The sequence below is a fragment of the Streptomyces sp. YKOK-I1 genome, assembly GCF_054660435.1.
Genome location: NZ_BAAGDR010000001.1, coordinates 1,371,480 through 1,391,871, shown reverse-complemented (window position 1 = coordinate 1,391,871; position 20,392 = coordinate 1,371,480). Strand labels below are relative to the sequence as shown.

The following is a 20,392-nucleotide window of genomic DNA, read 5'->3' as shown; positions in this document are numbered from 1 at the left end:
AGGCCCAGCGCGCTGGACGCCTCTGCTGTCGAAGGAGATCGCAGAATGCAGGGAACACTGGCCTGGCCGCTGGAGAGCGCGGCCCGCTCCCACGGCGCACGGACGGCCGTCATCGAGGGGGAGCGGCGCCTCACCTACCACGAACTGCACCAGCGCGTCCGGCGTTTCGGGGCCGGCCTCGACGAGGCGGGCATCGCACCCGGCGCGGTCGTCGCGGTGCTGCTCGCGAACACCCTGGAACACATGGAGGCCTGGCTGGCGGTGCCCGCGTACGGGCGCGTGTTCACCAGCCTCAACACCCGCCTGGCCGTACCGGAGCTGGCCGCCATGCTGGAGGACTGCGGCGCCGAGACCCTGATCGTGGACGCGCTGAACCTCGATGCGGGCCGCGCCGTACGCGAGCGCGTTCTCGGGCTCAAACGCCTGCTGTATGTCGGCGACGGCGCCTGCCCGGACGACTGTGCGCCCTACGAGTCGCTCCTGGCCGCCGAGGGGGTGGCACCGCCCGAACTCGACTCCGACTCCCTCGCCGTCCTCCTGTACACCGGAGGCACGACCGGACGCTCCAAGGGCGTGATGCTCAGCCACGCCAACATCCTGGCCAACTGCAAGGCGCTCTGGCACCAGGACGGGTTCACCCGCGACGACGTCGTCCTGCACGCCCCGCCGTTCTTCCACGCGGCCGGCGCACAGATGATCCACGCGGTCACCTGGGTCGGCGGCACCCATGTGCTGACGCCCCGGTTCACTCCCGGGGGCTATGTGGAGGACGTGGCCAGGCACCGGGCCACCGTCGCGTTCCTGGTACCCACCATGATCCACATGGTCCTCGACCACCTCGACGCCCGTCCCGCGGACCTCGGCAGCCTGCGCCTGCTGCACTACGGCGCCTCCCCCATGTCGGAGAAGCAGCTGCGCCGGGCGATCACCGCACTGGGCTGCGAACTCGTCCAGGGATACGGAACGTCGGAGACCAGCCCGGGGCTCACCGTCCTCTCGCCCCAGGACCACCGCCAGGCGCTGGACGGGGACCACCCGGAGCGGCTGGGCTCGGTCGGGTACGCGCTGCCCGGCGTGCAACTGGAGATCCGGGACGCGGAGGCCCGCCCGGTCCCGGACGGCACCGTCGGCGAGGTCTGGGTCCGGGGCCCGAACGTCATGCTCGGCTACCACAACCTCCCCGAGGAGACCGGCCGCGTCCTGGTGGACGGCTGGTACCGCACCGGCGACGGCGGATACTGCGACGAGGACGGCTATGTGTACCTCGTCGACCGGATCAAGGACATGATCATCACCGGTGGGGAGAACGTGTACTCCCTGGAGGTGGAGCGCGTGCTGGACGCCCACCCGCAGGTGCAGGAGGTCGCCGTCGTCGGTGTCCCGGACGAGCGCTGGGGCGAGCGCGTGCACGCCGTGGTCGTCACCGACGCCGGGTCCGGCCTGACGGAGGCCGAGCTGATCGACCACCTGCGTGAGCGCATCGCCCGCTACAAGGTGCCCAAGTCCGTGGACGTGCGCACCGAGCCCCTGCCGAAGTCCGGCACAGGCAAGATCCTCAAGCGGGAGATCCGTCGCGCAGCCCAGGAGAGTGGACTATCCATGACAGAATGAAGCCATAACAGACCTCGGCGTCCATGGGTCCCTGCGTGTTCGACACGGAAGGGCATCCGGTACGGGAAGGCCCCGCATGACCGACTCCGACAGCGTCGACGTCCTGGCCTCACTGCTGGACGTGCACCGGCTGCGGACCGTCGTCGCCGGACGGGTCGACCTGACACCGCCGTGGCGGGTGGACGGAGAGTCCAGTGGACTGCTCGCGATCCTCGTCCAGGCCTCCGGGCGCAGCCATCTCGTGCCACAGCACCCGGACGGCGAGGAGGTGGTTCTGGGACCCGGCGACCTGGTCGTCTACCTGCGCGACGTCGGCGGCTACCTGCACGACGGGTCTCATCCCGCCACCCCCACCTGGAAGTTCAGGCTCCCGCCCGACGTCGCGGCGGCACCGGCCCCGTTGCGGCTGAGCCATGGGGATCCCGTCACCTCGTTCGTGTGCTGCATGATGCGACTGGGCGACGCACCACGGGGACGGCTCCTCGACAACCTGCCGCCGTTGATCCACATCCCGGCCGCGGACTCTGCCGGCACCAGTCAGCTCGGACGGGTCGCCGACATGATGATCGCGGAGAGCGCGGCACCGGGGCCCGCGAGCACCCGCGTGATCAGCCGGCTCTCGGAGATCCTGCTCATTCTGGTCCTCCGCGAGCAGGCGCACGACTTGTCCGGGCGGCCCGGGATGCGCGCCCTGGGCGACCCGCTGGTCGCCCCCGCCATCAAGGCCATGCACGCCGACCCCGGTGGGGCCTGGACGGTCGCCTCCCTCGCGGCCGTCTGCGGACTGTCCCGCTCGGCGTTCGCGGCCCGCTTCGCCACGGCCGTCGGCCAGACGCCGCTGTCCTACCTCGGCGACTGGCGCATGGCGACCGCGGCGAATCTGCTCGCCACCACCGCAACCCCGGTCGACCGGATCGCCGCGGCGGTCGGCTACCGCAGCGAGGCAGCGTTCCGCCGGGCGTTCGGTGCCGCGTTGACGTGCGCGCCGCGCGAGTACCGCTCCCGGTGCCGGTCCGAACGCGGCGGCGTCGGCTGAACCCGCCGCCGCGAAGGCGTACGCCGACGCCTGCCTGCGGCCTGGCGGACCCGCGGCGGGGCTGACGGCGCCGTCCTCCCGAGGGGCCACCTGCCCTCGGGACACACGAGCGAGGCTCCGCGCCCACGGTCCCGTGGTCGGGTACGCCACCCCGGCCGGGCACTTCCCGTACGCGGTGACCGGCTACGCCGGGCCGGCCGGACGACCGCCCGGCAGTGCGGCAGTCCGGCTTCGTCCTCGGCGATACGCAGACGGTCAGGGGGCGGGCTCACTCGCCGATGGTGCCCAGAGAGACGTGTCCCTTCAGCAGGTTGCGGGCGATGGTACGGCGCTGGATCTCGTCCGTGCCCTCGAAGATCCGCATGACCCGCAGGTTGCGGTACCAGCGCTCCACGGGCAGCTCCTTGGTGTAGCCCATGCCGCCGTGGATCTGCAGCACCCGGTCGACGACCTGGTTGGCGATCACCGATCCGTGGAGCTTGGCGATCGCGGTCGCGTGCCGGGCGTCCAGGCCCTGCTGAGCCCGCCAGGCCGCGTGCAGGGTGAGCCACTTCGCGGACTCGATCTCCACCTGGCTGTCGGCGATCTGCCACTGGATGGCCTGGTAGTCCGCGATCGGCCGGCCCATCGACTCACGTATGCGCGCGTGCTCGACGGCCATCCCCAGCAGCCGCTCCGAGGCGCCCACCGCACGGGCGGGGATGAGGTACCTCTTCTGCCCGATCCAGGACAGCGCGAGTTCGAGGCCGCCCCCGACCTCGCCCAGCACGTTCCCGGCCGGCACCCGTACGTCCTCGAAGGACAGCGATGCGGCCGGCCAGTCGCCCATCAGCGGGATCGGCGAGGACGTCCAGCCCAGACCCCGGTCCACCAGGAAGGCCGTGACGCCGTCCTCGGTGCGGGCGAACAGGATGCAGAAGTCCGCCTCGGAGCCGTCGGTGATGAAGGTCTTCTCACCGTTGATCACCCAGTCGCCGCCGTCGCGGCGGGCCGAGGTGCGGATGTTGCGGGCGTCGGAGCCCGCCCCCGGCTCGGTGATGGCGAAACAGGCACGGCGTTCGCCCGCGACGACCGGCAGCAGATAGGTCTCCGCCTGCTCCTCGGTGCAGGCGAAGAGGATGTTGTCGGCGTTCCCGCCGAACTCGAACGGGACGAAGGTGCGCCCCAGTTCCATCTCGACGATGGCGTGCATGACGGCACCGAGTTCCATGCCGCCGTACTCCTCGGGGACGGCCAGTCCCCAGTAGCCCGCGACACGGGCCTTCTGCTGGATGTCGGCGAGGACACCGGCCTCGAGCGACGGGAGGCCCTGCCGCTCGTTGCGCAGCATGGTCTCCTCCAACGGCTTCAGCTCGCGGTCGACGAACTGCCGGATCGTGTCGCGTACGGCACGCTCCTCTTCGGAGAGCGAGAAGTCGATCATTGCGGCCCTCTCAGGGTGTTGGCGGGGGACGGGGGAGGAAGAGGAGGGGCGTCGGCTCACAGTCCCAGGAGCCGTACGGCGTTGTCCTTGAGCAGTGCGGGCTTGACCTCGTCCCTGATGTCGGTCTTCTCCAGGTCCGCCAGCCAGCGCTCCGGGGTGATCAGCGGGAAGTCGCTGCCGAAGAGGACCTTGTCGCGCAGCAGCGTGTTGGCGTACTGGACGAGGATCGGCGGGAAGTACTTCGGTGACCAGCCGGACAGCTCGATGTACACCTGCGGTTTGTGCACGGCGACCGCCAGCGCCTCCTCCTGCCAGGGGAAGGAGGGGTGCGCCAGCACGATCGGCATGTCGGGGAAGTCGGCCGCGACGTCGTCCAGGTGCAGCGGGTTGGAGTACTTGAGCCGGAAGCCGCCACCGCCCGGGGCGCCCGCTCCGGCCCCGCTCTGCCCGGTGTGGAACAGCGCGGGAACACGATGGGCGTTGAGGACCTCGTACAGGGCGTACGCCTTGCGGTCGTTGGGGAAGAAGGCCTGTCCGTTCGGATGGAACTTGAACCCGCGGACCCCGCCCTCGACGATGAAGCGCTCCGCGAGGCGGGCGCCCTCCTCGCCGCGGTCGGGGTGCACGCTGGCGAACGGGATCACGATGTCGTTGTTGGCCGCCGCCAGTTCGACGATCTCGTCGCTGGTCAGTGTGGGCTCGGGCCTGGCCGGGCCCCGGTCGACGGTGAAGGTGACGGCCGCGATGCCCCGGTCGCGGTAGTAGGAGGCGAGGCCCGGCAGCGTCCCGGCCAGCGACTGGCCGGTCTTGAAGTACGAGGCCATGGCCGTGCGTTCCGCGTCCGGCTCGTCCTCGGGCGCTTTCACGGAGGCGTGAACGTGGGTGTGCATGTCGAGCGCCGTGATCGCGCCGAGGTCGATCGCGGGCCGGTAGGCGGTCATGACGACGCTCCGTCCGCGCTCGCGGCCGGGGAGTCCGGGGAGTCCGGGGAGTTCAGCGGGTCCAGGGAGGCGAACGTGGCGCCCGTGCGGCCGAGCCGCACCAGCAGCGGGGCCGGTTCCCACCACGCGCCGTGCTCCTCGTGCAGGCGCTGCACATCGGCCAGCACCTCCGCCGGCCCGATCCTGTCGGCCCAGTACAGCGGGCCGCCCTTGTCGGCAGGGAAGCCGTAACCGGTGACCCAGACCAGGTCGACGTCGCCGGGACGGGTCGCGACCCGCTGTTCCAGCAGGTGTGCCGCCCGGTTGACCAGGGCGTACAGGCAGCGCTTGAGGATCTCCTCGTCGCCGATCACCCGGCGCTCCACCCCGATCCGCTCCGAGTACTCGACGATCCGCCGGTCCATCTCGGGGTCCCGGTGCGGTGTCCGGTCGTTCTCCTCGTACCGGTACCAGCCGGCGCCCGTCTTCTGCCCGAGCCGGCCGAGGCCGACCGGGAGCAGGGCGAGATCGCTGTGCCGACGGTCCTGCGCCCGCGCCGCGGCTTCCTTGCGCTTGACGTCCGCGAGGACGGCGAGTCCCGACATGTCACCCATGGTGTACGGGCCCATCGCGAGGCCGAACTCCTTCAGGACGCGGTCGACCTCGCTGGGGAAGGCACCCTCCTCCACCAGGAAGTCCGCCTCGCGCAGGTAGTCGATCAGCATCGCGTTGCCGATGAACCCGTACTGGTTGCCGGCCCGGACCGGCACCTTGCCCAGCAGCCGGCCGAGGGCCATCACGCGGGCCTCGGTCAGTGGTGCCGTCTTCGTGCCGGGGATGACCTCGAGCAGGCGCATGACGTTCGCGGGGCTGAAGAAGTGCGTGCCGATGACCTGTTCGGGCCGGCTGGTCGCGGCGGCGATGGCGTCGATGTCGAGCGCCGAGGTGTTGGTGCCGAGGACCGCGTCCTGCTTCGCGTACCGGTCGAGGCCCGCGAACACCTCCAGCTTCAGCGGCAGGTCCTCGAAGACGGCCTCGACGATCATGTCGGCGTCCGCCACCGCGGCCAGGTCGTCGGCCGCGGTGATCAGGGCGGTGCGTTCGTCGGCCACGGCCTGTTCCAGGCGTCCCCGGCGCACGCTCACCGCATAGGTGTCCTCGATCTTCGCCAGTCCCCGCCGCACGTCCTCGCCGCTTCGGTCGACGAGCACGACGGGGATGCCCGCGTTGGCCAGCGCCACCGCGATCCCGCCGCCCATGGTGCCGGCGCCCACCACCGCGGCCCGGCCCGGCCGCCAGTGCTCGCCCACCTCGGGCAGGCCCGGGAGGAGCCCGGCCAGTCGGTGCGCCCGCCGCACGTACTCCAGGACCTCCGCCTCCCCGGCGGGGGCCCCTGTCGTCTCTTCGTTCCGGCTCATGTCCCGTCCACCGCCTGTCCGTTCGGCTCTTCCTCGGATGCGCACACGACCAGCACGTCGAGTGCGGTGGCGGCGTCGGGCGCCGCGAGCAGCGGGTTGATGTCGAGTTCGAGGATCTCCGGGTGCGCTGTCATCAGCTGCCCGACCGTGGCCACGACTCGGGCCACGGCGGAGAGGTCGGCCGGGGGAGCGCCGCGGAAACCGTCCAGCAGTTTCGCCGACCGCAGCGCGCGCAGCTCCGTCACGATGTCCTCTTCGCAGAGCCCCGGCGGGATCAGCCGTACGTCCCCGATGGCCTCCACCCACACACCGCCGAGACCGACCATCACGACCGGCCCCCATGCCGGGTGCCGTCTGGCCCCGACCATCAGCTCGACGCCTCCCGAGGCCATGGCCTCGACGAGAACGCCGTCGAGGGTCCGCACACCCGCGGCCGCGGCCCGCGCGGTCAGTCGCTCCCAGGCGGCGCGCAGTTCGACTTCGTCCCTGATGCCGAGCACCAGAGCGCCCGCTTCCGTCTTGTGCCGCAGCTCGGCCGCCTGGGCCTTCGCCGCGACCGGGTAGCCCACCTTCGCGGCCACGGCGACCGCCTCCTCGACCGTTGTGGCCAGTGCGCCGTCCGGGACGGGCACGCCGGCCGCGGCCGCAAGCCGCTTGCCCAGCCACTCCGGCTGCGGGCCGGGCATCAGCTCCGGCAGGCCCTGCGGGGGTCGGTCCGTGCCGTGTTCGTCGGCGATCCTGGCGAGTGACCGGCCGTAGCGGGTGGCGGTGGCCATCGCGCGCATCATGCGCTCCGGCGAGGTCGAGACGATCATCGCGTGCTCGACGGCATAGCCCCGGAAGTCCTCGGGTATCGGCGCGACATCGCCGAAGAACGTGGTGACGACCGGCTTGGGCTGTCCGGGCGCGGCCCGGGCGACCTGCTCCAGCACGGCCTGGTTGGTACGGGCGGCGACGAACGGGAGGGCGAGCACGACCGAGCCGATGCGCTCGTCGGCCAGCAGGGTGACAAGGGCGTCGTTGCACAGCTCGACGTCGGTGGCCGGCTCCGTGCCGAGGTCCAGCGGGTTGTCCGGCTTCAGATAGGAGGGCAGCCGCTCGGTCAGGGCCTTCGTCGTGCGCGGGGACAACTCCGGCACGTCGATGCCGTGCGGTCCGAGGGCGTCCAGGGCGATCGCGCAGAACGCCCCCGAGGTCGTGGCGACCCCGATGCCGCCGGTCGGCGGCTGCGGATAGCGGGCGAGGATCTCCGTGACGTCGAGCAGCTCCTCCAAGGACTCGACCACACAGGCACCTGCCTGGGTGGCGAGGGTCCTCATCACGCCGTAGTCCGCGGCGAGCGCCCCGGTGTGGGAGGCCGCCGCCCGCTGCCCGCGCTCGCTGCGGCCCGCGTGGGTCAGGACGACCGACTTGCCGTGCGACCGCGCCTTGCGCACCGCACGCAGGAAACCCTGCGGATCGCGAATGTCCTCGGCGTAGATCACGAAGCCGCCGGTCGCGGGGTCGTCCGCGAGATGGTCGAGGTAGTCGGCGAGGGTGAGCGTGGCCTCGTTCCCGGTCGAGATCCGATACGACATGGGGAGCCCCCGGGTCTGCAGGCCCTGGCTCATCATGCCCATCAGGCCGCCGCTCTGGGACAGCACGGCGATCGCGCCGGTCGTCCCTTCGGGGAGCCGCTCGGTGGGCGGCTGAGGCAGGAACACCGTGCTGAGCCGGTCCACGTAGTTGGTGTTGCCGACGCAGTTGGGGCCGACCAGGGGCATGCCGCCCTCGCGGGCCACCCGCGTGATCTCTGCCTGCTCGGCGCGCCCCGTGTCGCCGAACTCGGCGAAGCCGGCGGCGTACACCATGGCCGCGCCCACGCTCCTGCGGACGCAGGCTTCCACCGCTTCCCTGACGCCGGTCGCGGGCAGGACGATCAGGGCGAGGTCCACGCCCTTGGGCAGGTCGTCCACACGGGGCAGCACGACCTGCCCGGCGACCTGCCCGCCCGAGCGTCCGACCAGGTAGATGTCACCGCGGAACTCGTCGCGCACGAAGGCGTCGAGGAGACGGCGGCCGGGGGACCCCGGCTTCGCGGACACCCCGACGATCGCGACGGACCGGGGGGCGAGCACCCTGGCGACCGGCCCCGGGTCTCCGGCGGCCGAAAGACCTGCACGCGTCGAGGACTTCGTCATTGAAGGCTTCCTCATCGAAGGCTTCCTCTTCCGGGTGTCAGCGCTTGGGGGTGGCAGGCCGGTCGAGCGGCTTGGCGCGCTTCTCGACGAAGTCGCGCAGCCGGTCGTCCGAGCCGGCGGAGACGGAGTTGCGGGCCACGAGGGTCTCCACGAACAGGGCGTCGTCGTAGGACATGTCGTTGACGCGGCTCAGGCCCTGGGTGATCGCCCAGTTGGACTGGGCGGTGTTGCCGGCGACGGCCCTGGCGATCTCACGGGCCCTGTCGAGGGCGTCACCAGCCCCCACCCGGTACTGCACCAGGTTCTGGGCGAGGGCCTCGTCGGCGTCGAGGACGCGGCCGGTGAGCATCATGTCCGTCATCCTGGCGTTGCCGATCAGCCGCTGGATGCGAACGGAGCCGCCGGCGCCGACGAAGATGCCGCGCTGTGCCTCGGGCAGTCCGAAGAAGGCGGTGTCGTCGGCGACCCGGATGTGCGCCGACGCCGCCACCTCCAGCCCCGCCCCGACCACCGCACCGCTCAGTGCCGCGATGAAGGGGATCCGTCCGCGGGCGATGTGGTCGAAGGCGACGTGCGGGATGTGCCGGCCCAGGGCCGGCTGCGGCCCCCGACCGCTGTGGAGTTCCTTCATGAGCTCGGCCAGATCGAGGCCGGCGGAGAAGTGGGCGCCCACGCCGAAGACGACGGCGGCCTTCGCCTCCTGACCGGCCCGCTCCGCCAGGCGGCCGAGTTCGGCATGCATGCCCTCCGTCAGGGCGTTGCGTTTCTCCGGGCGGTTGATCCCGATCAACGCCACGTTGCCGTCGAGTTCGTAGGTGATGTGTTCCTCGGCCATGACCGTGGCTCCTCGTGTTCGTGACCGGCTGATCCCACGCATCAGCACACCCCGGGGAGAACAGACTGTCTATGGCAGGATGTCGCTCAAACCGACCCGATCGTCCACGGATCTCAGGGTCTCCCCCCCCGGCGCCCGGACGGTGACAGGTCCGCCGTGAACGCCGGCCTCCCCTTGCCCGACCGGCCGTCCCGGGCTTCGCCGCTCTCCGGGGAGTGGTGTCCGTCTCTCGCGTCGTCCCTTGACCCTGCCCCAGCCGTCGACTTAATGTCCCGTAACGCGGTCGAAACGACCCGCATCGTGGAAGTAGGAAGTGATGAGCGTCGTATCCCCCCTCCATCTGTTCGATGTCGAAGGCAGGACGGTTCTGATCACCGGAGCCTCCGGCGCCCTGGGCAGTGCGGCTGCGCGCGCCCTCACCGCAGCCGGCGCCAACGTGGTGCTGGCCGGTGGTAACGCGGACGCACTGGAGCTCCTGGCCGGCGAACTGCCGAAGGAGCGGGTGGCCACCGTCCACCGGCGTCCCGACAGCCCCGCCGACGCCGAGGCGATGGTGGCCCGCGCGGTCGAGGCGTTCGGGCGTCTCGACGGCGTGCTGGCCTCGGCCGGAGTCAACAAGGTCGCCCCCATCGTCGACATGCCCGTCGCCGACTTCGACACCGTCATGGACGCCAACGTCCGCGGCGCGTGGCTGACGTGTCAGGCCGTCGGCCGCCAACTGCTCGCGCAGGGAGAGGGCGGGAGCGTCGTGCTGGTCTCGTCGACCCGCGGCAGGCTCGGGCATCCCGCCGGCTACAGCGCCTACTCCCCGTCCAAGGCCGCTGTCGACCTCCTCGCCAAGAGCCTGGCCGCGGAGTGGGGCAAGGACGGGATCAGGGTCAACGCCCTGGCCCCCACCGTGTTCCGGTCGGAACTGACCGCGTGGATGTACGCCGACGACGACAAGGGCACGGCGACGCGCGAGACCATGCTCAGCCGCATCCCGCTGGGCAGGCTCGCCGAGCCGGACGACTTCTCCGGCGCGCTCGTCTACCTGCTCAGCGACGCCTCGGCGTTCCTCACCGGTCAGGTCCTGTATCTGGACGGCGGCTACACCTCATGCTGACCTCGCCGCCCCCCGGCCCGGACGCCACACCCGCGACGCTTCCCGCCGGGGACCACTCCCGCTTCCGTTCGGTCGCCGTCGTGGGGGCCGGTCTGATGGGACGGCGCCTCGCCGGGGTCCTGGCGTCGGGAGGGCTCGCAGTCACCCTCACGGACACGGACCCGTCGGTCCTTCCCGAAGCCGGCCGCGAGGCACAGCACCTGGCGCGCACACGGGGCGACCACCCTGGCGAGGTCCGGACCACCGTACGTCTGGAGGAGGCCCTCGACGGAGCGGACCTGGTCACCGAGGCCGTGGCCGAGAACCTCGACCTCAAGCGCGCGCTGTTCGCACGGATGGCCGGGCTCACGGAGACCGCCGTGCTCGCCTCGAACTCCTCCGTCCTCCCCATCTCGGCGATCTCCGCGGGCATCGACGATCCGAGCAGGGCCGTCGGCACCCACTGGTGGAATCCCCCGGACCTCATCCCGATCGTCGAGGTCGTCCAGGGCGAGAGCACGAGCCTCGGCGTCGTCGCGGACGTGATGGCCCTGTTGAACCACCTCGGCAAGCGGCCGGTCTGGGTGCGCAGGGACGTTCCGGGCTTCGTCGGCAACCGCCTCCAGCACGCCCTGTGGCGTGAGGCGATCGCGCTGGTCGCCGAGGGCGTCGCCGATGCCGAAACCGTCGACCTGGTGGTCCGCGACACCATCGGCCTGCGGCTGGGCGAGATGGGCCCGCTGACGAACGCCGACTACGTGGGACTGGACCTCACCCGGGCCATCCACGAGGCCGTCTTCCCCGTCCTGGACCGCTCGGTCACGCCCCACCCCGCACTCGACGACCTCATCCGCGCGGGCCACCTGGGCGCGAAGACCGGTCAGGGCCTCTTCGTCTGGCCCCCGGGGGCCCGGCAGGCGGCCGGCGCCGCGCTCGCCGCCCATGTCGCGTCGGAACTCGCCGCACGACACTCCTGAACCCCGCACCCCGTACCCCGTACCCGGACATCACGAAGGAGACAGACCATGACGTACACCTGGGCGGAAGGCCCCAACGAGCAGGACCTCCAGTTCTATGACCTCTCGCACCCCTGGGGACACGGCGTGCCCGCCTGGCCGTACTTCGAGGACGTGAAGATCGAGCGGCTCCACGGCATGGCCAAGAGCCGGGTGCTGACCCAGAAGATCACCACGGTCATGCACTCGGGCACGCACATCGACGCGCCGGGGCACGTCATCGAGGGCACTCCGCTCCTCCACGAGATCCCGCTGCGGAACTTCTTCGGCACCGGCGTGGTGCTCGACATCCCCAAGCAGAAGTGGGAGGTCGTCACCGCCGACGACCTGGAGAAGGCCGCGTCGGTCACCGAGGTCCGGCCGGGCGACTTCGTCATCGTCAATACCGGCTGGCACCGCAGGTACGCCGACAGCGCCGAGTACTACGCGTACTCACCCGGCTTCTACAAGGAGGCCGGCGAGTGGTTCGTGGAACGCCAGGTCAAGGCGGTCGGCTCCGACTGCCAGGCGCTCGACCACCCGCTGGGCACGGCCATCGGCCCGCACGGTCCCAGTGAGGAGACCGGCGGCCTGCTCCCGTGGGCGGTGCGTGAGTACGAGGAGGAGACGGGCCGGTCGGTCAAGGAGGACTTCCCGTACTGGGAGCCCTGCCACAACGCGATCCTCAACGCCGGCATCTACGGCTTCGAGAACATCGGCGGCGACCTCGACAAGGTGACCGGCAAGCGGCTCACCTTCGCGGCCTTCCCCTGGCGCTGGGTGGGCGGCGACGGCTGCATCGTCCGTCTCGTGGCGATCGCGGACCCCACGGGGACCTACCGCATCGAGAGGGGCTGAGGGGCCCGTGGCTGCTCGCATCATCCGGGGGGAGTCCGCCCCCGCCTACTTCCCGCCCCTGCACGACGGAGTCGACGCCCGACGGCTCCAGGGCCACGAGGCAGGACCGACCGGCCGTTTCTGGCTGGGGGAGTCCTACTACCACCCGGGCGGTGCCGCGCAGAGTTCGCCGACCGCCGAGGAGACGGTCTACTACGTCCTCGACGGCGAACTCACGCTCACCGTCGAGGACGGCACCGCCGAGACGCTGGGCGCGGGCGACTCCGTCCACCTGCCCCGCGGCACCGTGCGGTCTCTGGAGAACCGAACCGGTGCCGGCGCCCGTCTGCTCGTCGTCATCGCCCATCCGACCCCCGGAGGCAGGCCATGAGTGTCGTCCTCACCGTCGCCCCCACCGGGCCGATCGCCCGGCGCAGCGACAACCCCTCGCTGCCCACCCAGCCGCACGAGATCGCCGAGGCCGTGGAGAAGGCGTACCGCCTCGGTGCCTCCGTCGCCCACATCCACGTACGCGACGAGCAGGACCGCCCCACCGCCGATCTCGGCATCGCCCGGCGCGCCATGGATCTCATCGCGGAGCGGTGCCCGATCCTCATCCAGCTCTCCACGGGCGTGGGGCTGGAGGTGCCGTTCGAGGAGCGGGAGAAGCTCGTGGAGCTGCGTCCCCGGATGGCGACCCTGAACCCCTGCAGCATGAGTTTCGGAGCCGGCGAGTTCCGCAATCCGCCCGACGGGGTCCGGCGGCTCGCGGCCCGGATGCAGGAGCTGGGCGTCAAACCGGAACTGGAGATCTACGACACCGGGCACGTGGACGCCTGTCTGCGCCTGCGCGACGAGGGACTCCTCGACGGCCCCCTGCAGTTCAGCATCGTGCTCGGGGTCGCCGGCGGGGCGGCCGCCACCGCGGACAACCTCCTCACCCTGGTGCGCCGCCTTCCCGAGGGCGCGATCTGGCAGATCATCGCCATCGGCAGGGAGAACCTGAACCTGACGGCCATGGCGCTGTCCCTGGGCGGAAACGCCCGTGCGGGGATGGAGGACACGCTCTACCTCCGCAAGGGCGAGCTCACCCAGGGCAACGAGCCGCTGGTGGCCCGGACGGTCCAGCTCGCGCGCGGCCTGGACCTGCAGATCGCCTCGGTCGCCGAGACCGAGGCCCTGCTGGGGCTGCCGCGGCGCCCATGAGCCCGTGCCGCCCTCCCCGCACAGCGGCACCACGCCGCGGGCGGTGCGGGCGCCGGGCGGGCCGGCACATCCCGGCCGGTCCCCGAAGGACGGCAGGATAGAGGCATGACTACACCATCCGACGAGACGAGCGCGCGTCAGGCCGGCGGCATCCAGGTGATCGCGCGGGCGGGTCAGATGCTGCGTGCGATCCGTGAGTCGCCGGGCGGACTGACCCAGTCCGAACTGGCCGAGCGGCTCGGCCTTCCCCGGAGCACGATCCACCGGATCCTGAGTGCCCTGGAGGACGAGGGACTCGTCACGTCGGGGCCGGGCCCTCGCGGACGCTACCGGCTGGGGCCGGAGATCCTGCGCCTCGCCGAAGCGGGTACCCGGGACGTCGTCAGGCTCGTCCACCCCTTCCTGGCCGACCTCTCGGCCCGTCTGACGGAGACGGTCGATCTGTCGGTGCTGGACGGAGGCGAGATCAGGTTCATCGACCAGGTGGACGCGCCGCACCGGCTGCGCGCCGCGAGTGCGGTGGGGGAGAGCTTCCCCCTGCACTCCTGCGCTCCGGGCAAGGCGATCCTCGCCGCGCTTCCGCCGAGCCGCATGCGCGAACTCCTCCCCGCGAGGCTCCCGTCTCTCACGTCGCGCACGATCACCCGGCTTCCCGAGCTGCTCGAACAGCTGACGGAGGTGCGCGAGAGCGCCGTCGCCTACGACTACGAGGAGCAGAGCGACGGAATCTGCGCGGTCGGCGTGGCCGTCAGGGTCGCGGGTCAGATGATGGCGGTCAGCGTTCCCATGCCCGCCCAGCGCTTCCACGGGCGCGAGGAGGAGTGCGTGGAGGCGTTGCTCTCCTTGCGTGATCTCGTCGAGAAGCAGGAGTGGGTGTGAGCCGTTCGAAGCGTCGGTGAGGGCGCTCGGGTCAGGGCGGGCACCACGACTGCCCGCCCTCCCTCGGCGGACCTACGAGGGTGCCTTGCGCAGATAGGACAGCGCGAGGTTCGGCAGTTCCGCGGTGAGGAGATCCCAGTCGTTGTCGGGAGCGTCGGCGGTCGGCGTCGTCACCCGCCACTCGAGGATCGCCTGTACCGCTCGCAAGGCCAACGACACCTGGACGTGGCTGACGTGCGGGGGCCTGCCGGGGTGGGCGAGTATCGCGTCGCATCCCTGGTCGAAAGCGTCCTGGAGCCTGCGCCGGGCCGTGTCGCTGGTGCCTGACTGGCCGATGGCGCGGACGGCGAATTCCCGGATGAGGTCCGCGTCGCGTCGGAACGCGGCGGTCATCGCGGTGAGATGTCCGGTGACGAAGTCCTCGAAGTCGTCCGACCGCGCCGCCGCGTCGGCGTACAGGGCTTGTTGGTACGCGGTGACGTGGTCCAGCCACTGTTCCTGCGTCGCGGCGATGAGCGCTTCCTTGCCGGAGAAGCGGCTGTAGATGCTGCCGACCGAGACACCGGCGCGTTCCGCGACGTCGGCGAGGGTCAGGGCGCTGGTGCCGCGCTCGGCAATCAGCGTCTGCGCGGCTTGCAGGATGCGCTCCATGGCGGCGCGGCTTCGCTTCTGCTGCGGGGGGCGCGGCACGTTCTCACTGGTCACACCGTGCATTCTGGCACCTCCGAAAAAGTTGAATCCAAATTCGGGTTCATGTTATCGTGATGGAGCAGGGTTCGAAACCCACCCCCTCCCCTTCAGGAAAAGGTGACGCACATGTCCGCACCGAAGACGCCGCCGCCGTATCCGGTCACCTACTACCCGGTCGTCACGCAGGAGCTGTTCCGGTCGAACGCCGAACGGATCAAGGACAAGCCCTACGCGAAGTACTTCAGCGGCGACATGCGGCTCCGCGAGGAAGTCCTGCCGTACCTGAAAGAGGCCCTGGACCCGGCGGACACACTGTCCTCCGGACCGGAGGACCTCAACACGCTCCTCGACCCCGGATACCACCGACGGGAGATGGGGTTCGGCCTGACCGAGTCCGGCCACCCCTACGTCGCCGGCCTGAACCGCTTCCCGGGCTGCACCGCGGAGATGTTCACCTGGTGGATGTGGTGGCACTCCGTCGAGTCCGAGCGCTACTCCCTGTGGCACCCCTACTGTCACGTGCAGGCCGTTCCCCGGAACCAGGACGTGCTGACCCAGCCCGGCCTCACCGACTTCGAACGCATCGTCGGCAACACCCACGACATCGTCGAGTACCTCGGCTCGCAGCGTATGGAGCTGGTCGCGAACTTCGTGGACCCGGCCGAACTGGGCCTGGACACCAGCCGTTTCAAGGAGGCCGGGTACCACGCCTACGCGTGCGCGGCCATCGAGGGGGGTGTCATGATCCACCTGGCTCGCGACACCGACGACGGCTTCGAGGTCCGCAGCCGCTTCATCTTCGACCGCGGCGGCCCCGGCATAGACGCCGATGACGAGGCGGGCCGGGCGTTCGGCCACGGCATTGCCTACGAACTGTTCGTCCACCTCCAGAGCGAGTTCACCCACCTGTCGACGTTCCTCGCCGACCTCTACGGCGAGTTCGGCGTCCGTCCCTGAACGCGCCCCGGGAAGCCTGTAGGGCCGGTCTCGCGGCAGCCGAGCGCTGTCCGGGGACCGGCCTTCGGGCTCCCTCCCGCGCGCGGTGGACCTGCCCATCGCCTCCGCCGCTCGGGAGCACTTCCGCTCGACGGGCACGGAGCCGACCTCGCCGGGGTCACCGGCGGTGAGGACGCGGCGGGCGCGGTCGGCGTCCGTCGTCATCGGTTTCCCGGTGACCACGTCAGTGCCGGTGCGGTGGCCTCGTCGCGCGCGGCGTCCAGCGTGCGGTCGGCCGACTGCCGGCTTCGTCACGCCTTGACCGGATGGAAAGGAAGAGCCGACGATGACCACGCCCTCCACCCCGAAACCCAGGATCGCGTCACCGTCCGTCGTGCGCTCCTCGCTGAGGTCCGGCCTCATGGCGGGAGTGATCGGGGCGGTGGTGAGCGCTCTCATCAACTACCTGCTCGTCGGTGTGCCCAACAGCGCGGCGGCCAACGCGGCCCATCACGCCGTGAGTGGTCTCATCAGCGGTTTCGCCGCCGCGTTCTTCGGACTCCTGGCGCATCAGCGCAAAGCGGCGCGTACGCCTGTCGTCGGCCGGGACGAGGATCGTGGTACGCCCGTGCCTGAGGCCGGGGTCTAGGGCGTGTTGCGAAAGTCCCGTCGTCCGCCCGGAGGGCGGCAGGCGGGACTTTCGCAACACGCCCTAGGGCTCGCGACGCCCGGCACGCTCCCCCAGAGGGGGGACCCCCACTCGCCGCGCCGCGCGTGAGCCCAGGTACGCCCCGTACCGGGACACATGCCCGGCACGCCGAGAGCACGTACCCACGCACCGGACGCCGCTCCCTTGATTCCATGACGGACTTGGGGGCGTCGGTGTTGACCGGTGCCTGGGGACGGAGTCCTGGATCTGGTTCACGAGCACCGGTGTGGCCGACGGTGACCTTGCCGGGCCGGACCCGGTCGCGGCGGTGCCCGAGCTGCTGGCTCCGGCCCGCCGGACCGGGTCCCGCTGTGCGTCCGGCCGCCGCGGCCGGGGCGAACGGCATTCGTGGCGCGGGCATGCCGCGGGAATCCAGGTCCGTCGTCGCTGGTCTCGGCCTTGCTGTGATGCTCCGTCTGCAGGGCGGTGACCCGGGTGCGCCAGGCGAAGCCGACCTGGACACAGAAGGTTCCGGTGACTGGTCGCTGCTGGTCGTGCCGGGCAACCTCCCCTTGTCGAGGCGTACAGCCGCGGGGCGGCACGGCCTCCGAAGGCTGCTGGATCGTCAATTGCGCAAGGGCACCCGGGGTCGAGCGGGGGACGAGGGGCTTGCCAAGGCGCAGGATCCACTCAGGTCACGGTGGTTCGGCCGCGTGCGCCGGCGTGTCGTACCGCGGCCGTCGCGGCCAGGGCCCCGACCAGCGGCGCGAGCATGTACACGGGCAGAAGCGAGAGGTCGCCGGCGAGGAGCGCGGGGCCGAACGCGCGGGCGGGGTTGGCGACTCCGCCGGTGGTCGTGCCGAAGGCCATGATCTGGGCGGTGATCAGGGTCCCGACGGCCCAGGGGACCAGCGGGCCCGAGCGGGTGCCGGCCATGCCGATTCCCGCGACGACGACGATGACGAACATCGTGGCGGCCTCGACCGCGGCGATGGCGGGCCAGGGCACGCCGGATGCGGGCCGGACGACGGCGTGGTTCACGGCCGGCGAGGCGATCACCGGTCCCCAGGCCAGGCCGGCGAGCGCGACACCCAGCACCGAACCGAGCAGTTGGGCGGCGATGAAAGGGGCGACGTCACGGCCCGGTGTGCGGCCGTAGCGCCACATCGCGAGAGTGACGGCCGGGTTGACGTGGCCTCCGGTCACCCTGCCCCATGGCGAGAGCATGACCGCGGTGACGGTGCCGCCGGAGACGGGAGCGACTACGAGGAACCGGCCCTCGGGGGTGTTCCACCAGCCGCCCCCGGTGGTGTCGAGGGTGCCCAGCAGCCAGCGGGTCGTGGTGACCACGACGAACATCATGAGCGCCGTGAGGGCGAACTCGAGCAGGGCGGAGTGGAGGGTGCGCTGGTGGGCGGGCCTTTCGCGGGTCATGGGGGGTACGTCCACGCCGCGTCGGAGCGGGTGAGCTCGCATGCGGTGACCGTGGCCGCTGCCGACAGCGGCAGGGCCGGGTTGCTGCGAAGGACGTCGAGTGGAGGGAGCAGGCCGTGGCGGTCCCTCAGGTCGGGGACGAGGGGGCGTCCAGGCGTCCCGTGGCGCGGCAGGCATGGTGGTGCTCCGATCCGCAGGGGGGAGAGTGGAGTGGTTCCTTCCGGGAACCGGTCTCCAGCCTCCTGCCGCGGGATCGTTCCGTCCAACATGTGGATGCGGGCGCAGCGATCGGTCCTGCCGATTATTCCGTCACGGCGTGCTGCCCGACCACCTGGAGGAACGCGGCGGCGGATGGTGCGAGCCGCTTGCTGTCGTGGACCGCGCAGATGGTGTGCACCGCCGCCGGGTCGGCCAGGCGGAGCGCGTGGGCGCCGTACGGCAGGGTGTCGCCGGGGTTCGGGCCCAGGAGGGAGCCCGGGCCGAAGACGGAGGAGCGGGGTACGACCGTCACGCCGATGCCCCGCGCGGCCAGCCGGATCATGTCGTAGATCTGACCGACCTGGAAGTGCTGTCCGGGTTCCACCCCGGCGCGGGCGAAGGCCGCCTCGACCTGGCGGTGCAGTCCTGTGCCCTTGGTGAACTGGATGAGCTGGTGGCTGTCCGGCAGGTCGGCCAGACCGATCACCTCGCGGTCGGCCAGGGAGTGGCCGGCGGGCACGACGAGGACGAGCGGGTCGTTGGCGAGGACGCGGTGGTCGAGGCCGTCGGGGATCTGCTGCGGGGTGAGGCCGACGACGGCGATGTCGAGGTCCCCGGCAAGGACTGCCGCGGCCATCGCGGAACTGGCCGAGGTGGTCACCTGCAAGTCGATGCCGGGATACCGGGCGTGGTAGTCGGCCATCACCTCGACGAGGTCGACGAGGGAGGCGCGGGTCTGGATGAGCCCCAGACGCAGCCGGCCGCGCCGCAGCCCGGAGAGGGCGTCGAGGGCGGCCTGGGCGTTGTCGACGTCGGCGAGGATGCGTCGGGCGAGGGGTTCGAGGAGCTCACCGGCGGCTGTCAGGCGTACGGAACGGCTGGTCCGGCTGAACAGCTGGGAGCCGACCTCCTTCTCCAGGCGGGCGACCTGCTGGCTCAGGGCGGACTGGGCGACGTAACAGTTCGCCGCGGCCTGCGTGAAGTTGCGCGTCTCGGCGACGGCGAGGAAGTACCTCAAGTGGCGAAGGTCCATCTGATCTCTCTGACCGATCGATTCCATCGGAACCATGTGGCGGACCGTTCCATTGTGGCGGATCCGGCGTCGACGGAGCCGCGCGACGCTCTCTCGGCCAGGAGTGCCGTCGGTACCGGGCACGGGCGAGGGTCCTTCAGTTCGCGTACTTCGTGAGCCGGTGGGCCTCCTCCAGCAGCAGGCGGCCCAGTATCTCCTGACGGTCGGGGCGGAAACGCGGCTCGATTCCGGTGAGCGTCAGCGCCCAGCCCGGGGCCCCTGTGCTGTCGAACACCGCGGCCGCCATGCCCCACGACCCCTCGACGATCAACCCGGGGTTGAGTGCCCAGCCGTGTGCGCGGGTCGCCGCCAGCCGCTCCCTGATCCGCGCATCCACATACGCGTCGCCCCACTCCCGGGCCAGGTCCGCCTTCGGCAGGTAGTCGTCCACTTCGCCGTCCGGGAGGTAGGCCAGGATCGCGATACCGGCCGAGGCGACACCCAGCGGGAAGCGGGCGCCCTCGTGGAGGACGTAGGAGCGGATCGGGAAATCGCCGTCCTCCCTCAGGAGTACCACCGTCTCGTCACCGCGGCGGACCGAGAAGAACGCGCTCTCACCGGTCTCCCGCGCAAGCCGGAGCAGGCTGCCACGGGCCTTTTCGGTGAGGTCGTAGCGTGCCGCCGACGCCATGCCGAGCACATAGGTCTCCGGACCGAGGAACCAGCGTCCCGAACGTGCGTCGCGGTCCACCAGCCCTTCTGTCGCCAGAGATTCGAGCAGCCGGTGCGCCGTGGCGCGCGGCAGGCCGGTCTCCTCGGCGACCTGGGTCGTCGTGGCACCCGACGCGGTGCGGCGGGACAGTGCCCGCAGCAGTGCCGCCACGCGCGCCACGACACTCGGCGATTCACTCATGGGGCCCATGAATCTTGCCTCGCTGTCCTCGTCCTTGCTCTCCCTCGCGTCCACTCAGTGGACGGATCACCACTGAACAGTCTACCGAGTGGGAGGTTTGACCTCACTCGTTGACCATTCACCAGCTCTTTTGTCA

General features: G+C 71.1%; 19 protein-coding genes. 10 read left to right on the top strand and 9 right to left on the bottom strand.

What is annotated here, in order from left to right; genetic code table 11:
* Positions 1 to 45 precede the first annotated feature (45 nt).
* Positions 46 to 1,611, top strand: a complete 1,566-nt coding sequence (locus ACYQ8Q_RS05655) for a class I adenylate-forming enzyme family protein (RefSeq protein WP_460062500.1) — start codon at positions 46 to 48, stop codon at positions 1,609 to 1,611.
* Between the two features lie 76 nt (positions 1,612 to 1,687).
* Positions 1,688 to 2,647, top strand: a complete 960-nt coding sequence (locus ACYQ8Q_RS05650) for an AraC family transcriptional regulator (protein ID WP_460062499.1) — start codon at positions 1,688 to 1,690, stop codon at positions 2,645 to 2,647.
* A 268-nt stretch (positions 2,648 to 2,915) separates the two neighbouring features.
* On the opposite strand, the gene ACYQ8Q_RS05645 is transcribed toward ACYQ8Q_RS05650, so the two are convergent.
* From ACYQ8Q_RS05645 to ACYQ8Q_RS05625, 5 genes are read right to left on the bottom strand one after another with little or no spacing between them, the layout of a single operon-like run.
* Positions 2,916 to 4,070 carry an acyl-CoA dehydrogenase family protein gene (locus tag ACYQ8Q_RS05645; protein WP_460062497.1) on the bottom strand — a complete coding sequence of 385 codons (1,155 nt, stop codon included), beginning with the start codon at positions 4,068 to 4,070 and terminating at the stop codon, positions 2,916 to 2,918.
* A gap of 56 nt (positions 4,071 to 4,126) precedes the next feature.
* Entirely contained in the window at positions 4,127 to 4,990 is an 864-nt protein-coding gene (locus ACYQ8Q_RS05640; RefSeq protein WP_460073184.1) for an amidohydrolase family protein, read from the bottom strand.
* 17 nt (positions 4,991 to 5,007) lie between these two features.
* Positions 5,008 to 6,408, bottom strand: coding sequence for a 3-hydroxyacyl-CoA dehydrogenase (locus ACYQ8Q_RS05635; RefSeq protein ID WP_460062495.1), 1,401 nt, complete (start codon positions 6,406 to 6,408; stop codon positions 5,008 to 5,010).
* Positions 6,405 to 8,588 carry an acetate--CoA ligase family protein gene (locus ACYQ8Q_RS05630; RefSeq protein ID WP_460062494.1) on the bottom strand — a complete coding sequence of 728 codons (2,184 nt, stop codon included), beginning with the start codon at positions 8,586 to 8,588 and terminating at the stop codon, positions 6,405 to 6,407. The genes ACYQ8Q_RS05635 and ACYQ8Q_RS05630 overlap by 4 nt, the downstream gene beginning before the upstream one ends.
* Before the next feature lie 37 nt (positions 8,589 to 8,625).
* Positions 8,626 to 9,423: a crotonase/enoyl-CoA hydratase family protein gene (locus ACYQ8Q_RS05625; RefSeq protein WP_460062492.1), complete on the bottom strand. Its 798-nt coding sequence runs from the start codon at positions 9,421 to 9,423 to the stop codon at positions 8,626 to 8,628.
* A gap of 316 nt (positions 9,424 to 9,739) precedes the next feature.
* Here ACYQ8Q_RS05625 and ACYQ8Q_RS05620 point away from each other — a divergent pair, with 316 nt between their 5' ends.
* The 6 genes from ACYQ8Q_RS05620 (at position 9,740) to ACYQ8Q_RS05595 (ending at position 14,424) form a co-directional block, all read left to right on the top strand.
* The gene (locus tag ACYQ8Q_RS05620; protein ID WP_460062491.1) at positions 9,740 to 10,528 is read left to right on the top strand and encodes an SDR family NAD(P)-dependent oxidoreductase; all 789 of its coding nucleotides are present in this window, start codon (positions 9,740 to 9,742) and stop codon (positions 10,526 to 10,528) included.
* Complete coding sequence (locus ACYQ8Q_RS05615) at positions 10,522 to 11,484, top strand: 3-hydroxyacyl-CoA dehydrogenase family protein (RefSeq protein WP_460062489.1); 963 nt, start codon at positions 10,522 to 10,524, stop codon at positions 11,482 to 11,484. Before ACYQ8Q_RS05620 ends, ACYQ8Q_RS05615 begins: the two co-directional genes overlap by 7 nt.
* Before the next feature lie 48 nt (positions 11,485 to 11,532).
* Positions 11,533 to 12,360, top strand: coding sequence for a cyclase family protein (locus tag ACYQ8Q_RS05610; RefSeq protein WP_460062487.1), 828 nt, complete (start codon positions 11,533 to 11,535; stop codon positions 12,358 to 12,360).
* Positions 12,361 to 12,367: 7 nt separating this feature from the next.
* Entirely contained in the window at positions 12,368 to 12,730 is a 363-nt protein-coding gene (locus ACYQ8Q_RS05605; RefSeq protein WP_460062486.1) for a cupin domain-containing protein, read from the top strand.
* Entirely contained in the window at positions 12,727 to 13,545 is an 819-nt protein-coding gene (locus tag ACYQ8Q_RS05600) for a beta-keto acid cleavage family enzyme (protein WP_460062484.1), read from the top strand. Before ACYQ8Q_RS05605 ends, ACYQ8Q_RS05600 begins: the two co-directional genes overlap by 4 nt.
* Positions 13,546 to 13,650: 105 nt before the next feature.
* A complete protein-coding gene (locus ACYQ8Q_RS05595; RefSeq protein WP_460062482.1) occupies positions 13,651 to 14,424 on the top strand; it encodes an IclR family transcriptional regulator in 774 nt (257 codons plus the stop codon).
* A gap of 72 nt (positions 14,425 to 14,496) precedes the next feature.
* Here the strand turns inward: ACYQ8Q_RS05595 and ACYQ8Q_RS05590 are convergent, their stop codons facing one another.
* A complete protein-coding gene (locus tag ACYQ8Q_RS05590; RefSeq protein WP_460062480.1) occupies positions 14,497 to 15,129 on the bottom strand; it encodes a TetR/AcrR family transcriptional regulator in 633 nt (210 codons plus the stop codon).
* Between the two features lie 111 nt (positions 15,130 to 15,240).
* On the opposite strand from ACYQ8Q_RS05590, the gene ACYQ8Q_RS05585 reads away from it, so the two are divergent.
* Together ACYQ8Q_RS05585 and ACYQ8Q_RS05580 are read left to right on the top strand one after the other, a co-directional pair.
* Positions 15,241 to 16,071, top strand: coding sequence for a DAPG hydrolase family protein (locus ACYQ8Q_RS05585; protein WP_460062478.1), 831 nt, complete (start codon positions 15,241 to 15,243; stop codon positions 16,069 to 16,071).
* Between the two features lie 325 nt (positions 16,072 to 16,396).
* Positions 16,397 to 16,699 (top strand): hypothetical protein, encoded by a 303-nt coding sequence (locus ACYQ8Q_RS05580; protein WP_460062477.1) that lies wholly within the window; start codon positions 16,397 to 16,399, stop codon positions 16,697 to 16,699.
* Positions 16,700 to 17,389: 690 nt separating this feature from the next.
* On the opposite strand, the gene ACYQ8Q_RS05575 is transcribed toward ACYQ8Q_RS05580, so the two are convergent.
* The 3 genes from ACYQ8Q_RS05575 to ACYQ8Q_RS05565 all read right to left on the bottom strand — a co-directional run bounded on the left by ACYQ8Q_RS05575 (position 17,390) and on the right by ACYQ8Q_RS05565 (position 20,256).
* Complete coding sequence (locus ACYQ8Q_RS05575; RefSeq protein WP_460062476.1) at positions 17,390 to 18,133, bottom strand: MIP/aquaporin family protein; 744 nt, start codon at positions 18,131 to 18,133, stop codon at positions 17,390 to 17,392.
* A gap of 301 nt (positions 18,134 to 18,434) precedes the next feature.
* Positions 18,435 to 19,364 (bottom strand): LysR family transcriptional regulator, encoded by a 930-nt coding sequence (locus tag ACYQ8Q_RS05570; RefSeq protein WP_460062475.1) that lies wholly within the window; start codon positions 19,362 to 19,364, stop codon positions 18,435 to 18,437.
* 136 nt (positions 19,365 to 19,500) lie between these two features.
* Positions 19,501 to 20,256 (bottom strand): IclR family transcriptional regulator, encoded by a 756-nt coding sequence (locus tag ACYQ8Q_RS05565; RefSeq protein ID WP_460062472.1) that lies wholly within the window; start codon positions 20,254 to 20,256, stop codon positions 19,501 to 19,503.
* Positions 20,257 to 20,392 lie beyond the last annotated feature (136 nt).

Coding starts and splice junctions, on each gene's coding strand:
- ACYQ8Q_RS05600 (WP_460062484.1), top strand. CDS start 12,727: ATGAGTGTCGTCCTCACCGTCGCCCCCACCGGGCCGATCGCCCGGCGC.
- ACYQ8Q_RS05635 (WP_460062495.1), bottom strand. CDS start 6,408: ATGAGCCGGAACGAAGAGACGACAGGGGCCCCCGCCGGGGAGGCGGAG.
- ACYQ8Q_RS05615 (WP_460062489.1), top strand. CDS start 10,522: ATGCTGACCTCGCCGCCCCCCGGCCCGGACGCCACACCCGCGACGCTT.
- ACYQ8Q_RS05630 (WP_460062494.1), bottom strand. CDS start 8,588: ATGACGAAGTCCTCGACGCGTGCAGGTCTTTCGGCCGCCGGAGACCCG.
- ACYQ8Q_RS05575 (WP_460062476.1), bottom strand. CDS start 18,133: ATGACCCGCGAAAGGCCCGCCCACCAGCGCACCCTCCACTCCGCCCTG.
- ACYQ8Q_RS05565 (WP_460062472.1), bottom strand. CDS start 20,256: ATGAGTGAATCGCCGAGTGTCGTGGCGCGCGTGGCGGCACTGCTGCGG.
- ACYQ8Q_RS05580 (WP_460062477.1), top strand. CDS start 16,397: ATGACCACGCCCTCCACCCCGAAACCCAGGATCGCGTCACCGTCCGTC.
- ACYQ8Q_RS05595 (WP_460062482.1), top strand. CDS start 13,651: ATGACTACACCATCCGACGAGACGAGCGCGCGTCAGGCCGGCGGCATC.
- ACYQ8Q_RS05620 (WP_460062491.1), top strand. CDS start 9,740: ATGAGCGTCGTATCCCCCCTCCATCTGTTCGATGTCGAAGGCAGGACG.
- ACYQ8Q_RS05625 (WP_460062492.1), bottom strand. CDS start 9,423: ATGGCCGAGGAACACATCACCTACGAACTCGACGGCAACGTGGCGTTG.
- ACYQ8Q_RS05655 (WP_460062500.1), top strand. CDS start 46: ATGCAGGGAACACTGGCCTGGCCGCTGGAGAGCGCGGCCCGCTCCCAC.
- ACYQ8Q_RS05645 (WP_460062497.1), bottom strand. CDS start 4,070: ATGATCGACTTCTCGCTCTCCGAAGAGGAGCGTGCCGTACGCGACACG.
- ACYQ8Q_RS05585 (WP_460062478.1), top strand. CDS start 15,241: ATGTCCGCACCGAAGACGCCGCCGCCGTATCCGGTCACCTACTACCCG.
- ACYQ8Q_RS05650 (WP_460062499.1), top strand. CDS start 1,688: ATGACCGACTCCGACAGCGTCGACGTCCTGGCCTCACTGCTGGACGTG.
- ACYQ8Q_RS05610 (WP_460062487.1), top strand. CDS start 11,533: ATGACGTACACCTGGGCGGAAGGCCCCAACGAGCAGGACCTCCAGTTC.
- ACYQ8Q_RS05570 (WP_460062475.1), bottom strand. CDS start 19,364: ATGGACCTTCGCCACTTGAGGTACTTCCTCGCCGTCGCCGAGACGCGC.